This is a genomic window from Mycolicibacterium alvei (assembly GCF_010727325.1).
GTDB lineage: Bacteria > Actinomycetota > Actinomycetes > Mycobacteriales > Mycobacteriaceae > Mycobacterium > Mycobacterium alvei.
In genome coordinates, this window is record NZ_AP022565.1 from 1,018,947 (window position 1) to 1,033,946 (window position 15,000).

General features: G+C 67.1%; 6 protein-coding genes and 1 pseudogene. 1 reads left to right on the forward strand and 6 read right to left on the reverse strand.

Going from position 1 to position 15,000, the window contains the following annotated elements; genetic code table 11:
• Positions 1–38 precede the first annotated feature (38 nt).
• The 6 genes and pseudogenes from pks2 to mutA all read right to left on the reverse strand — a co-directional run bounded on the left by pks2 (position 39) and on the right by mutA (position 14,125).
• Positions 39–6,286: pseudogene (gene pks2, locus G6N44_RS04800) on the reverse strand (sulfolipid-1 biosynthesis phthioceranic/hydroxyphthioceranic acid synthase).
• Between the two features lie 963 nt (positions 6,287–7,249).
• Entirely contained in the window at positions 7,250–8,515 is a 1,266-nt protein-coding gene (gene lipL, locus G6N44_RS04805; RefSeq protein ID WP_163661590.1) for an esterase/beta-lactamase LipL, read from the reverse strand.
• A 74-nt stretch (positions 8,516–8,589) separates the two neighbouring features.
• Positions 8,590–8,931: a DUF4333 domain-containing protein gene (locus tag G6N44_RS04810; protein WP_163661592.1), complete on the reverse strand. Its 342-nt coding sequence runs from the start codon at positions 8,929–8,931 to the stop codon at positions 8,590–8,592.
• 35 nt (positions 8,932–8,966) lie between these two features.
• The gene (gene meaB, locus G6N44_RS04815; RefSeq protein ID WP_163661594.1) at positions 8,967–9,938 is read right to left on the reverse strand and encodes a methylmalonyl Co-A mutase-associated GTPase MeaB; all 972 of its coding nucleotides are present in this window, start codon (positions 9,936–9,938) and stop codon (positions 8,967–8,969) included.
• A 40-nt stretch (positions 9,939–9,978) separates the two neighbouring features.
• Positions 9,979–12,231, reverse strand: a complete 2,253-nt coding sequence (scpA, locus tag G6N44_RS04820) for a methylmalonyl-CoA mutase (protein WP_163661596.1) — start codon at positions 12,229–12,231, stop codon at positions 9,979–9,981.
• 1 nt (position 12,232) lies between these two features.
• Complete coding sequence (gene mutA, locus G6N44_RS04825) at positions 12,233–14,125, reverse strand: methylmalonyl-CoA mutase small subunit (RefSeq protein WP_276039270.1); 1,893 nt, start codon at positions 14,123–14,125, stop codon at positions 12,233–12,235.
• Positions 14,126–14,262: 137 nt separating this feature from the next.
• On the opposite strand from mutA, the gene G6N44_RS04830 reads away from it, so the two are divergent.
• Positions 14,263–15,000, forward strand: a complete 738-nt coding sequence (locus G6N44_RS04830; protein ID WP_163661600.1) for a TVP38/TMEM64 family protein — start codon at positions 14,263–14,265, stop codon at positions 14,998–15,000.

Consider the following 15,000-nt stretch of genomic DNA (forward strand, 5'->3'; position numbering starts at 1 on the left):
CTTGACGACCACGCTGGACGGCATCGCAGACAACCCCGTCACGACGAGACCGCAACGGGTGAATCCGGAGCCAGTGCGTCGCAGAGGCGTTCGGCCAGCACTCTGATGGTGCTGATATCGGTCGCGCCGACTCGAATACCTGTTTCCGCCCGATCCGGGTCCGGACCTCGAGAGTCCCGAGTGAGTCGAGACCGTATTCGGCCAGCGGACGGTCCGGGTCGACGGAGCGGCGCAGAATCGTACTGATCTGCTCGGAGATCATTCGGCGCATCCGGCTCTGCCACTCGTCCGGGGGCAGGGCACGCAGCTCAGACAGGAACGCGCTGCCGCCTGAACCACCACGCCCGCTGCTCGAGGATGCGAACGCCTCGGCGAACCGACTCGTCTGCGCAAACGCGGTGAGCCACGGCGTCCCGAGGACGGGGGCGTAACCGCTGTACGCGCGGTCGTGGCGCAGCAGCGTCGTGAATGCGTGCGCACCTTCGGCAGGCGAGATCGCCGCGCCGGAACCCTCTGCCAAACCGGTACCGCGGCCGATCTCCGACCACGGTCCCCATGCGATGGCCAGCGCGGGCAGGCCCTGGCTGCGCCGCCAATGGGTGAACGCATCCAGCCAACTGTTGGCCGCGGCATACGCGCCCTGTCCGGGGGAACCGACCAGAGCCGCCGCCGAGGAGAACGAGCAGAACCAGTCCAATGACTGGCTCCGGGTAGCGTGATGCATGTTCCACGCGCCGTAAACCTTGGGTGCCCAGTCTTTTTCGACGAGTTCGTCGGTGATGTTCGCCAATACCGCGTCTTCGACGACGGCTGCTCCGTGCAGCACACCACGCAACGGCAGCCCTGTCGCGCACGCCACCTCCACCAGCCGAACGGCCGTATCGGGTGCAGCGATGTCACCCAACTCCACGGCAACTTCGGTGCCGGTGGCCCGGATCCGGTCGATGACCGCCAGAGCCTCCGACGACGGTGCAGATCGACCGTTGAGCACGATGCGACCGCAACCTGCCGTCGCGAGCGTCTCGGCGAGGAACAACCCGAGACCGCCCAGGCCACCGGTCACGACGTAGGCGCCGTCGGGCCGGAACGCCTGCACTTCTTCCGGCGGGACCACCGCCGAGATCTGGCCGCCTCCGGGGATGTCGAGCACCAGCTTGCCGGTGTGCTCGGCCGCACCCATCACACGAATGGCGGTGGCACCGTCCTGCAGCGGATAGTGCGTGGTCTCCGGCAGCGGCAACGTTCCATCCGCGATACGCCCGAAGCAGACCTCCAGGAGTTGCCGGACGGTGTCGGGTTCGGTCAGCGTCAGCAAGGCCAGGTCGACGGCGTGGAACGACAGGTTGCGGCGGAACGGGAACAGACCCATCCGGGTATCGCCGTAGATGTCACGCTTGCCGATCTCGACGAACCGCCCGCCGAAGGACAGCAACTCCAGACCCGCCCGTTGAGCGGCACCGGTGAGCGAGTTGAGCACGATATCCACACCGTAGCCATCGGTATCCCGACGGATCGCCTCGGCGAAATCGGCACTCCGCGAATCGTAGACGTGGTCAATTCCCGTGTCACGCAAGACATTGCGCCGCGTCTCACTGCCTGCGGTCGCGAAGATCTCTGCGCCCACTGCGCGCGCGATGGCTATCGCCGCCTGCCCCACACCGCCGGTGGCGGAATGGATCAGCACCTTGTCGCCGGCCGAGATCCGGGCCAGGTTGTGCAGGCCGTACCAGGCGGTGGCATGTGCACTCGGCACCGCAGCGGCCCGGTTCATCGGTATCCCCACCGGGAGCGTGACGGCCATGTTGGCATCGCACGTCACGAACGTGGCCCACGCACCGTCGGCCGAGATACCCCCCACGTGGTCACCGACCCGATGGGCGACCACACCGGCTCCCACCGCGGTCACCACACCGGCGAAGTCCGCGCCCAGTTTCGGGAGCCGCCCTTCGAAGCTGGGGTACCGACCGAACGCCACCAGCACGTCGGCGAAGTTCAGGTTTGACGCGGTGACCGACACCTCGATCTGCCCCGGACCCGGGGCCACACGTTCGAAGGCCGCCAGTTCCAGCGATTGGATGTCACCGGGTGTCCGGATCTGTAGCCGCATGCCCTCGCGCGCCGGGTTGACCACCGTGGTGCGCCGCTCCTCCGGTCGCAGCGGACCCGGAATCAGCCGTGCCACATACCAATTTCCACCCCGCCAGGCGGTTTCGTCCTCTTCGGAACCGACCAGCAACTGCGCCACGACCCGCGCCGGATCTGTGTAATCGTCAACATCGATCTGGCTGGCCCGCAGCCGCGGATGCTCCATCCCGATCACCCGGATGAGACCGCGGAGGCCCGCCTCCTCCAGGTTGGCGGAATCCTCGGCCAACACCGTCTGGGCGTTGCGCGTCAACACATGCAGCCGCGGTGGTTCGCCGTGCACCTCGGGCAGCTCCCGCGCGATGTGCACCAGGTGCCGCACGTTGTCGCCGCCGCGGATGCCGGCTTGGTCGTCGGTGGTGCCGTGACGCGGTGCGGTCACCACGAGCACGTCGCTGAAGGGCCGGGCGGCGAGGTGCTCGCGCAGCCGTTCGGCACCCACGGTGTGATCAGAGTGCTGCGGCCACGCCATCGTCGTGACGTCGACCTGATGCGCTTTCAACGTGTCGGCCAGTCGGGTCGCCAGCAGGTCTGCCACATCAGAGGTGCTGATCAGCAGCCAGCGACCGGGATCGAGGAAGTCGGGCTCCGGCAACTCGTTCTGACGCCACTCGATCGTCAGCAGCCGGTGGTTGAGGGTCCGCTCACGCTGCCCACTGACCGAAATACCTGTGCCCAAACGCAATCCACCGATACTCAACAGCACGGTCCCCTGCTCGTCGAGCAGGTCGATGTCGACGTCCACTCCCGTGGGCGTGACGCCGGTGAGCCGCGCGAGGCAGTACTGGGCATTGCGGGTAGATCCGTAGGCCCGCAAGTGTCGCACCCCCAGCGGCAGCATCAGCGTGCCGGTGAGATCACCTCGCAAGCGCGGATGAACGCCGACCGCCTGGAAGCAGGCGTCCAGCAGTGCCGGGTGAATTGCGTACATCCCCTGCTGCGAACGGATCGAGCCGGGCAACGCGACCTCGGCGAGCACCGTGTCGAGGGTCTCCCCCTCCGGCGTGCCGACATACGCGGCAACCAGACCCGAGAAGGCGGGGCCGTACTGAATGCCACGGTCGGCGAAGGCGGCCCGGGTCTCGGCCCCCTCCACCCGCTGCGGGTGGCTGTCGAACAGGGCGGCAATGTCGTAGATCGGCGCAACTGCTCCGTCGTCCCGGTAATGCACGCCGGCGCCGGAGCGCCGAACACGCTCACCCTCATTCAGGGTCTCCACCACGAAATCAGCGGTTCCGTCCCCCGTCACGGTGGCGGACACCGACACCACACTCTGCTCCTCGAGCAACAGCATCTCGTCGAACGTGATGTCGCGTACTTCGGCCCCGTCACCGAACATGGCGCGACCGGCGGCCAATGCCATCTCGCAGTAGGCCGCACCCGGCAGCGCCGCCACGTTGTGCACCTGGTGATCACCCAGCCATTGCTGGGTACCCGTACCGACATCGGCCTGCCACACATGGCGCTCGGGTTCCTCCGCGAGCTGCACGTGCGCTCCGAGCAGGGGGTGCACCGCGATCACGGCGCCGCCGGGGGCAAGCTCGTTGGGATCGCGGACGAGCATCAGCTGTTGCCGGTTCCAGGTGGGCAACGGCGCGTCGACGAGGCGGCCGTCCGGGAGGATCGCCCCGAAGTCGATCCGGGCCCCGGCGCTGTGCAGGTCGGCCACCGCGCCGAGCAGGCCGCCGGCACGTTCCTGTTCCCGGCGCAGTGTGGCCAGGGCCATGTGCGGGATGTCGAGTGCGCGGGCCGTCTGATCCACGGCGTGGGTCAGCAGCGGATGGGGCGCGAGCTCGGTGAACACCCGGAAGCCGTCCTCCAACGCGGCCTGTACCGCCGCGGCGAATCGGACGGTGTGGCGCAGGTTGTCCACCCAGTAGTCGGCATCCCAATCGGCCAGATCGCGGGGGTCGTACAAGGTGGCCGAGTAGTACGGGATGGTCGGTTCGGCGGGGTCGAGGTCGACGAGCTCATCGGCGAGTTCGTCCAGGATCGGATCGACCTGCGGGGTGTGGGATGCCACGTCGACGGCGACCTCACGGGCCATGACGTCGCGGCTCTCCCACTCGGCGATGAGCGCGTGGATCGACTCCCTCGCACCGCCGACCACGGTCGACTTGGGTGATGCGACCACCGCCAGCACGACGTCGTTGATGCCGCGGGCGGCCAACTCGGACAGCACCTGCTGGGCCGGCAGCTCGACGGACGCCATCGCGCCGGCACCGGCGATCGTGGCCATCAGCCGCGAGCGTCGGCAGATCACCTTCACCCCGTCGTCGAGCGACAGCACCCCGGACACGACCGCCGCGGCGACCTCGCCCATCGAGTGCCCTATGACGGCACCGGGTTCGGCGCCGCGAGCGCGCAGCGTCGCCGCCAACGCGATCTGGACGGCGAACACCGTGGGCTGGACCCGGTCGATGCCGGTCACCACGTCGGCTGCCGTCATCGCCTCGGTGACGGAGAACCCGGACTCACGTTCGATGAGCGGCTCGACCTCGGCGACCGCCGCGGCGAACGCGGGTTCGGACGCCATCAATCCGGCTCCCATCCCGGCCCACTGAGATCCCTGGCCCGAGAACACCCAGACCGGCCCTCGGTCGTCCTGCGCCACGGCCGCCTCATAAGGCACGTCGCCGCCGGCGATCTCGCGCAGCCCTGAGATGAGGCTGCCCCGGTCCTCGGCGACAACCGCGCTGCGCACCGGTCGGTGTGCTCTGCGGCGTGCCAGCGTGTAGGCCACATCGGTCAGATCGACGTCGGCCCGGTCCGACAGCCAGTCGGCGAGCCGGCCCGCGGTCCGGCGCAACTCCTCGGCTGAGGTCGCCGAGAGCGCGAACAGTGATGACCCGGACAGGCCCCGGGAGGCGGAGGCCCTGTCGGCAACGGGCGGCGCCTGTTCCAGCACGGCGTGCACATTGGTCCCGGACAGCCCGTACGACGACACCGCTGCGCGGCGCGGGTGTGACCCGACCAACGGCCAGTCGACCGTTTCCGTCGGGACGAACAGGTCGGTCTCGATGCGTGCCATCGCGTCGGGCAGTCGGGTGAAATGCAGGTTGGGCGGCACGATGCCGTGTTGCAGCGCCAACACGGCCTTCATCAGTCCGACCGCACCCGATGCCGATTGACTGTGGCCGAAGTTGGTTTTCGACGAGCCGAGCGCACACGGTGCGCCCGTCCCGTAAACCGCCGCCAGACTTGCGAACTCGATCGGGTCGCCGACCGGAGTGCCGGTGCCGTGTGCCTCGACCAGCCCGACGGTGGCCGGGTCGACCGCGGCCGCGGCCAGCGCCGCCCGATAGACGGTTTCCTGCGCGTCGCGGGACGGGGTGGCGATGTTGACCGTGCGGCCGTCCTGATTCACCGCGGTGCCGCGGACGACCGCCAGAATGCGATCACCGTCGCGCTCGGCGTCGGTCAACCGCTTGAGCATCACGACCGCCGCGGCCTCTCCTGCCACGAAACCGTCGGCGGCCACATCGAACGCGTGGCAATGCCCGGTCGGTGACAACATGCCCTGTGCCGAGCCCGATGCCAGCTTCCGGGGTTCGAGCACGATGCAGACTCCGCCGGCCAGGGCAAAGTCGCTCTCGCCGTCGTGCAGGCTGCGGCAGGCATTGTGAACGGCCAGCAGTCCCGATGAGCAGGCCGAATCGACCGAATAGGCCGGACCGTGCACACCCAGGTGGTAGGCGATCCGTCCGGATGCCAGGCTGAAATTGTTGCCGGTGAAGCCGTACGGACCCTCGATCGCATGCGCGTCCGCGGCAACCAACTGGTAGTCGCCGTGGGTGAGTCCCATGAACACCCCGGTCAGTGAGCCGCCCAGCGTCGCCGGGTCGATTCCGGCATGTTCGATGGCTTCCCAGGCGGTTTCCAGGAGCAGGCGGTGCTGCGGGTCGATGGCCGTCGCCTCGCGCTCGCTGATGCCGAAGAATCCCGCGTCGAAACCTGCCACGTCATCGAGGAAGGCGCCCCACTTGGACACCGAACGTCCGGGCACGCCGGGCTCGGGGTCGTAGAACTCATGTGCGTCCCACCGCTGCGCCGGCACCTCGGTGACCAGGTCGTCACCTTGCAGAAGCGCAGCCCAGAACTGTTCGGGCGATTCGATCTGGCCCGGAAGCCGGCAGCCCATGCCTATGACCGCAATCGGGGTCACTGGAGTCTCGGCCAAGTCGGCTCAACCTCTTTCTGGTCGATCGGTGAGCAAAGCTCCGATCAACGTACTTAGGACGCGGAAACGAATGTGCACTACGTCGCCACCGACGGACGGTACCGAATCCCCGTATTCGGTTCGAGTCGTTGCCAACGCGGGTCCGTAGCCTAGCGCGTGGACCAAATAGATGTTGGAAACACCCGATCGCAAAAGTTTTCAAGAGTTCGCTATGCAGACCAATTCTCAAGATTTGGCAGTGCCGGACAATTGGGCCAGCGAGACATGCGCGACAGGGCCGGTAGATCGTCCTGATCTGTCAATAATATTGCACTGCAATGTGATTCACTACCAACTCCTCGCTTTCACCCCCACCGAGAGAAATTATCTCGCTAACTAATACCGGTCTCGATTTCGGACCCGCAGACGCATTTTCACAGGTTGTCCATAGGTTGATGAACGCGATTTGTTTGTCACCCACGGACAATTATGCGGTCCCTGTCATTAGTTAGCCGGAAACTGGTACGCAAACTGACCGAACATAGTTGAACCGAATTCATGTTCCGCAGACAGAACGCCTGACTGCGGTACGAATGTGTACCTAAAAGACGCATCAGCTAATGGATATCGTTGACTCTGCAACGTCATGACCAGCATTGATCACCAGGGCCGGTCCAAGATCGCAACGCCTGGGACATCGACGTACCAAACTCCGGGTCCGAGATGGGCCAATTGAGATCCAGCCCACCCCGAACTGGGCACGTGACAGAAACTACATTCTGTCTACCAAGGCAAATCAGCCGAGGTTAACGGTGGACATGCGCTGCAATCCAGGGATGAGACTCCCAGGTCTGGGATTGGATGTGATGTATATCACTGCAGGTGGAGACGGTACTCCACCGTTCCCGTTACGCGCTCAACGATCCGCAACGAGCGGCAAGAGGACTAGACCGCAGCGGGCTTGGGTACCTCGTACGGTGGTGCACCGAGATTTGGCACGGCCTCGAAGCCGCGCTGACGCGCGCGAGCCACGTCCTTGCGGATCAATGCGTTCAGCCCGACGAATGTCGCCATGTCCAACAACATCGGCGTCAGCAGCCGGTTGTGCACAAAGCCGATCGCCAGCCCGCTGGCCGGGTCCGCCCAGCCGACCGACCCGCCGAGACCGACGTGCCCGAATCCGGGCATGACCCCGAATGGAACCGAGTGATACCCCAGATGGAAACCCAGCGGCACCCCCAGATTGCGGTCCGGGCGGATGCCGGACGGGCCGGTCAGCCCCGCAATCGTGCGCTCGGACATGTACTCCACGCCACCGAAGCGGCCATGGTTGGCGATGGCACCGTACATGCGGGCCAGGCCGCGGGCCGTCGCGACGCCGTTGACGGCAGGCGCCTCGGAATCCAAGAACGGGGTATCGCCCTGGACCAGGGACATCACCCCGGGGAAGTACATCGAGCCGAATGCTCTTGAGGAGTTCAGCGCGGCGAGCCGCGGCGCCATGAAGTCGAAAACCTGGTTGGGCCAACGCCGCTGCGGCACCAGAATCTGTGCGGCCCGGGTCGGGGCGCCGGCCGGCGGACGCCCCAGATGCAGACCGTCGGTTCCCAACGGCTCGGCCAACTCGATGCGGAACAGCTCGCGCATACCGTGCCCCGTCACGGCGCGAGCCAGACCGGACATCAGCCAGCCGTAGGTGAGCGCGTGATAGGCCGGCTTGCCGAACAGAAGTGGGTTCACCGGAGCCGCCGCGACCCGGTTCTCCATCACCTGGTGATCGAGCAGATCGGCTTTGCTGACTCCGTTGAGCTGAGACAGCCCGGCTTCATGCGCCATCACCTGCCGCACCGTGATCGCGGATTTGCCGTTGGCCCCGAATTCAGGCCAATACTCGCTCACCGGGCTGTCGTACTCGATCAGACCACGGTCGACAAGGCGGTGGATGACAGTCGAGGCCATGCCCTTGGTCGCCGAGAACACCATCGCACCGGTGTCGGCCGTCCAGTACTGTGTGCCGTCACGGTCCGAGTAGCCGGTCCAGACGTCGACGACCGGCTGTCCGTCCTGCAGGATCACCAGCGCGCCGCCGCCGTACTTCCGGCCTGGGAACAGTTTCGAGAACGCGCGGACCGTACAGGAAAAGTTCCTGTCCGCCGCGCCTTGGACGCCGTGTGGAAGCGCCTCGTCGCGCCCCCGGATGTGATCGGTCACACAGTTGAATTTACCTGTACCCCCGGCAAATTCCACACCCGTTACCGACCTGTTAGCTGAGTCGGGCCACGGGGTCAGGTGGTCGGCTTGTCGTCCACCTTGAAGTCGACCATGACCTTGCCGGACTCCACAGCCTTGACCGTCGCTGTGACGCCGTACTTACTGCCGTCCTTGGCTGTCAGCACACAGCGCTGGGTCGTCCCCACTTTGCCGACAATGCCGTCGTCGCAGGTCACCGACTTGGCCTTGCGCTTGGCAGCGGCTTCCAGCTTGTCCTTCGCCATGGCCTGCAGCTTGGTCTTGGCCACCGTGGGTTGGGTCGCCGTCGACTCGCCGCCGCCACACCCGGTCAGCACCGCCGCGCCGACCATTGCCGCGACCACCAGCACACGCATTTTCGCGTTCACGTCCCTCATCTCGGGTCAGCCCAGCCTTTCGCTTCCGGATCGTCTCAATCGGCCGCGTCGAGGATTTCCTGCGCGGCCAAGGCCGGAGTGAGTTCGCCCTCGCGCACGCGACGCTCCACGTCGTCGCGGATGCTGCGCACGCCGGGATGGGACATCACGCGGTCCAGCACAGTGTCGCGCACCATCGACCAGGTCCAGTCCACCTGCTGCGCCCGACGCCTGGCCTCGAACTCGCCGGCCTCGGTGAGCACCTGACGATGCTTGAGCACCGTCTCCCACAGTTCGGCCAGCCCATGGCCTTCGATCGCACTCATCGTGAGAACCGGTGGCCGCCAAAGTGTCTCGCGCGGATAGATGAGGCGGATAGCGCCCGTCAGTTCACGGGCGGCCGCCTTGGCCTCGATCGCGTGCTCACCGTCGGCCTTGTTGACGACGATGACATCCGCCAGCTCCAGCACACCCTTCTTGATGCCCTGGAGTTGGTCACCGGTGCGGGCCAGGGTGAGGAACACGAACGTATCGACCATGTTCGACACCGTGACCTCGGACTGCCCGACCCCCACGGTCTCGACCAGGATGACGTCGTAGCCCGCGGCCTCCAGTAGAACGATGGTCTCCCGGGTGGCCTTGGCCACCCCACCCAGCGTCCCGGAGGTCGGCGACGGCCGAATATAGGCATCCGGGTGGACCGCCAGCCGGGCCATCCGGGTCTTGTCTCCCAGGATCGAGCCGCCGGTCCTGGTCGACGACGGATCCACCGCCAGAACCGCGACCCGGTGGCCGGCCTCGATGAGGTGCATACCGAGTGCTTCGATCGTCGTCGACTTGCCGACGCCGGGAACCCCGGTGATGCCGATGTGTTGGGCTTTGCCCGCATCCGGCATCAATTCCAGCAGCAACTGCTGGGCCCGGTCGCGATGGTCGGCCCGGGTGGATTCGACCAGGGTGATGGCCCGCGCCAGCGCGGCGCGGTCGCCGTTGCGGATGGCGGCCGCCAACTCAGGGACCGATGTCATATCCCGGGTCGCTCCGCTCCTGCCCTCCGAATGGGAGCCATTACTCGCTCAACTGGTAACCGAGTCGGTCTGCCAGCTTCTGCAGCAGGCCGATGGCGGCATCGGCGATCACGGTGCCCGGCGGGAAGATGGCGGTCGCCCCGGCCTCGTACAGTTCGTCGAAGTCTCCGGGCGGGATGACCCCGCCGACGACGACCATGATGTCGGAGCGGCCCACCTCGGCCAGCGCGTCACGCAACGCGGGCACCAGGGTGAGATGCCCTGCGGCCAGCGAGGACACCCCGACCACATGCACGTCGTTGTCGGCAGCCTGACGGGCGACCTCGTCGGGGGTCGAGAACAACGAGCCCACGTCGACGTCGAAACCGATATCGGCGAATGCCGTCGCGATCACCTTCTGCCCACGGTCGTGCCCGTCCTGACCCATCTTGGCCACCAGGATGCGCGGCCGCCGGCCATCGGCCTCGGCGAACTTCTCAACCAATTCGGTTGCGGTACTCACGTTTCCGGCCTTCCCTACCTCATCGCGGTAGACACCGGCGATGGTCCGGATCTCGGCCTGATGCCGACCGTACACCTTCTCCAGTGCGTCGGAGATCTCGCCGAGGGTGGCCTTGGCCCGGGCCGCATTGATGGCCAGCGCCAGCAGATTGTTGCCCAGCCCGTCCTCGCCGGCAGAGCCAGTGGCCTCGGCGGCACGGGTCAGCTCTGCCAACGCGGCCTGGGTCGCCGACTCGTCCCGGTCGGTCCGCAGCTGCGCCAGCTTGGCCAGCTGTTCGGCCCGGACCCGGCTGTTCTCGACCTTGAGGACCTCGATCTCCTGGTCCTCGGTGACCTGGTACTTGTTGACGCCGATCAGCGGCTGCGCGCCCGAATCGATACGGGCCTGCGTACGGGCGGCGGCCTCCTCGATGCGGAGCTTGGGGATGCCGTCGCTGATGGCCTGCGCCATGCCGCCGTGCTCGGCGACCTCCTCGATGTGCGCCCGCGCCCGCTCTGCCAGCTGGTGCGTGAGCCACTCGACGTAGTACGAGCCGCCCCACGGGTCGATGGGCCGGGTGGTGCCCGATTCCTGTTGGAGCAGCAGCTGTGTGTTGCGGGCGATCCGTGCCGAGAAATCGGTGGGCAGCGCCAGCGCCTCATCGAGTGCGTTGGTGTGCAGCGACTGGGTGTGCCCCTGGGTGGCCGCCATCGCCTCGACGCAGGTACGGGCCACGTTGTTGTACACGTCCTGCGCGGTCAGCGACCAGCCCGAGGTCTGCGAATGGGTACGCAGGGACAGCGATTTGTCGTTCTTCGGGTCGAACTGGGCCACCAGCTCGCTCCACAGCAGGCGGCCGGCGCGGAGCTTGGCCACCTCCATGAAGAAGTTCATGCCGATGCCCCAGAAGAAGCTGAGCCGCGGTGCGAACTTGTCGATGTCCAGCCCGGCTTCGAGGCCGGCCTTGATGTACTCGACACCGTCGGCCAGCGTGTAGGCCAGCTCCAGATCGGCTGTCGCTCCAGCCTCTTGGATGTGGTAACCCGAAATCGAGATAGAGTTGAACTTCGGCATCTTGGCGCTCGTGTAGGCGAAGATATCCGAGATGATCCGCATCGACGACGTGGGCGGATAGATGTAGGTGTTGCGGACCATGAACTCTTTGAGGATGTCGTTCTGGATGGTCCCGGCCAGCTTCTCCGGCGGCACGCCCTGTTCCTCGGCAGCGACGACGTAGAGCGCCAGGATCGGCAGTACCGCGCCGTTCATCGTCATCGACACCGAAACCGTCGACAGGTCGATGCCGTCAAACAACTGGCGCATGTCGAGGATCGAATCGATGGCCACCCCGGCCATTCCGACGTCACCGGCCACCCGGGGATGGTCGGAGTCATAGCCGCGGTGGGTGGCCAGGTCGAAGGCCACCGACAGACCCTTCTGACCGGCGGCCAGATTGCGGCGGTAGAACGCGTTGGATTCGGCGGCGGTGGAGAAGCCGGCGTACTGGCGGATGGTCCACGGCTGGTTGACGTACATGGTCGGGTACGGTCCGCGCACGAAAGGCGGTGCGCCGGGGAAGCTGTCGAGCGGGTATCCGGCCGCAGCCGCGGTGTCGCGGTCGGCGGCGACATACACCGGTTTGACGTCGATGCCCTCGGGCGTGGTCCACGTGAGCTGCTCGGGCGCGTAGCCGTGGGCGGCCGCGGCGGCGGCGACCTGCGCCTCGACCGCCTCCGGCGTGGCAGGCTCACCCGTGCCTTCGCCGTGCAGCGGTACGTCGGCGAAACTTCCGATTCCAGTTGTGGCAGTCATCTCAGGCCCCCAGTCCGGTGAGCAGGTTCGACAATGCTTCCACCGCATTGATCTTCGCGGTCAGGTATCCATCGGGCTTCGAATCAGCCTCGGCGACAGCCTTTTCCGGTCCGGCCAGCAGCACCTGGCGCACACCGGCCGCGTGTGCAGCCGCAACCGCACCGGAGGCCTCGGCACCGTAGCGGGTGTCGGTGCCGCACAGCACCGCCACCGTCGGGGCACCGGCCTCGGCCACCGCGCCGGCAACCCCGTCCGCATCGACGGTCCCGGGGTTGACCGCCTCGATCCCGCCGGACGCCAACAGGTTGGACGCGAAGGTGGTGCGGATGTTGTGCTCGGCCAAGGGGCCCAGCGGCAGCAGCAGAACCTTGGGGCGAGCTCCGGTCGCCGCGAGGTAGGCATCGGAGCGGTCGCGCAGTGCCTCGAACCCGGCGGCGTACCGGGCGATCGACGACACCGAAGACGGCTGCGGGAGCGGCTTTTCGTCGAGGTTGGGGAATTCGTTCACACCGGTGATCGCGGTGCGCCGGTGGGCGATGTCGTCACTGCGCCGAGCGGCGACCTCGGCGATCTGCGCCGCGATGTAGTCACGGGCCGCGACGAAGCCGCCACGTGCCTCGATGTCCTGGAAGTGCGCCCAGGCCTGCTCGGCGAGCGCCGCGGTCAGATCTTCGACAAACCACGAGCCGCCGGCCGGGTCCAGCACCTGACCGATGTGCGACTCCTCCAGCAACAGCAGCTGGGTGTTGCGGGCGACACGGCGGCTGAAGCTCGTCGACGTCCCGTCCAGGCCGTCGGGAATCGCAGCGTCGAACGGATGCACCTGCACGGTGTCGGCTCCCCCGACACCCGCCGCGAAGGCGGCCAGTGTGGTGCGGAGCATGTTCACCCAGGGATCGCGCTGGGTCATCATCGGCAGCGAGGTGACCGCGTGGATCCGGGCGGCACCGGCGCCGGATGCACCGACCACCTCGGCGACCCGTGCCCACAGCTGCCGGGCGGCGCGCAGCTTGGCGATCGTCATGAACTGATCGTCGTCCGCTGCGTACCGGAAGCTGATCTGCTGCAACGCATCCGGTGTGGCCACCCCGTCACCGCTGAGCATCCGCAGGTAAGCGACCGCCGCGGCGACCGATCCGGCGAGCTCCCAGGCCGCGCTGGCACCCAGGTTGTGGAACGCCGGACCGTCGACGGTGATCGCCCGTACCCCGCCGGCGTAGCCGGTGAGCTTTGCGACGGTGGCCGACAGGCCGGCGTCATCGGCCGCGGCTGAATTGTCGGCTCCTCCGACGGTGGGCTGCCCCGCCAGCGGTGCGGTCAGCGGGTCGGCGCCCAGGTCGATCGACAGCCGCGAGCGTTGGTCGTCATCGAGGTCCGCCAGTAGCGACAGCACCGCGTCCGCGGTGGCGGCCAGGTCCGCTGCTCCAGTGCCTTCCAGGATCACCGGAACCAGATCCAGGAACACACCGTCGACCAGGCGGTCCAGCTCGCCGAGGGCGATACCGTCCTCGCCACCGACCCGTATTGCCAGGGCGCTGACCCCCTCGGTCAACGCCACCAAGACGGCGCCGTTGACGGTGCCGACCGCGGTACCTGCGACAGCGGGGAAGCTCTCGACGACCTTCCAACCGGACTTCACGTCACGCAGGGCATCACCGCCGCGCGTGTACGGCCACCGGCCCGGCAGGGACGGCTCGGGCAGCGCGTCGAGGCTGGTGTACAGCGGCCGGATGGCGAAACCCTCGTAGGTCTGCGAATCCAGTAGGCGTTCGGGCTCGACCGGCAGATCGGCCACGTCCCGCCGACTGCTCTTGGCCAGCACGCCGCCGACCGCCGTCCGCCACTGCGCGCGGTCCGACTCGACCGCACTGGTCTCCTGTAACGACACCCGCATCTCCTGTTATCGCAGCGTGTGACCTACCAACTCGCCCCTCAGGCTAAATGATCGCCGTCACGGGCCTGACCCCTGGTAGGTGGACTCACAGCCGTGCTCAGCGGTGTTCTCAGCCGAGGGCCGTACTGTTGTAAGACGTGAAACCCGTCGTCAGAACCCTGCGCGTGGTGCGCACCGCGGTACTCGCGACGGCTTCCCAATTGCCTACCAGGCGGATTGTGGGCCTGCTGGCCGGCATTGTGATTATTGTCGCAGTTGCCGTACTGGTTCCGTTACCCACGGCGATGCAGATGCGGGACTGGGCCACGTCGGTGGGCCCGTGGTTCCCGCTGGCCTTCCTCGGTGCGCACACCGTCATGACCGTCTTCCCGTTCCCCCGGACCGCGTTCACCCTGGCCGCCGGCCTGTTGTTCGGGCCGGTTCTGGGCGTGGCGATCGCGGTGGCGGCGAGCGCGGTCAGCGCCGTGCTCGCGTTGTTCCTGATCCGCGCGGCCGGTTGGCAGCTCAATCGGCTGGTCCCCCATCCTCGGATCGACACGCTGGATGCCCGGCTGCGGCGGCGCGGTTGGCCGGTCGTGCTGTCCATGCGATTGATCCCGGCGGTGCCGTTCTCGGTGCTGAACTACGCGGCCGGCGCCTCTGGCGTGCGGGTCGTGCCCTACGCACTCGCGACACTGGTGGGGTTGTTCCCCGGCACGGCGGCCGTCGTCGTCCTCGGCGACGCGCTGACCGGGAACATCAGCCCGGCGCTGGTCCTGGTGTCGGCGAGTACAGCCGCTCTCGGCGTGGCGGGCCTGGTCCACGAATGGCGCCTCCACCACCGCGAGCGTGCCCGTGCGCAGGTCACGCACGGGCATGAAACCGTGAGGAGATAA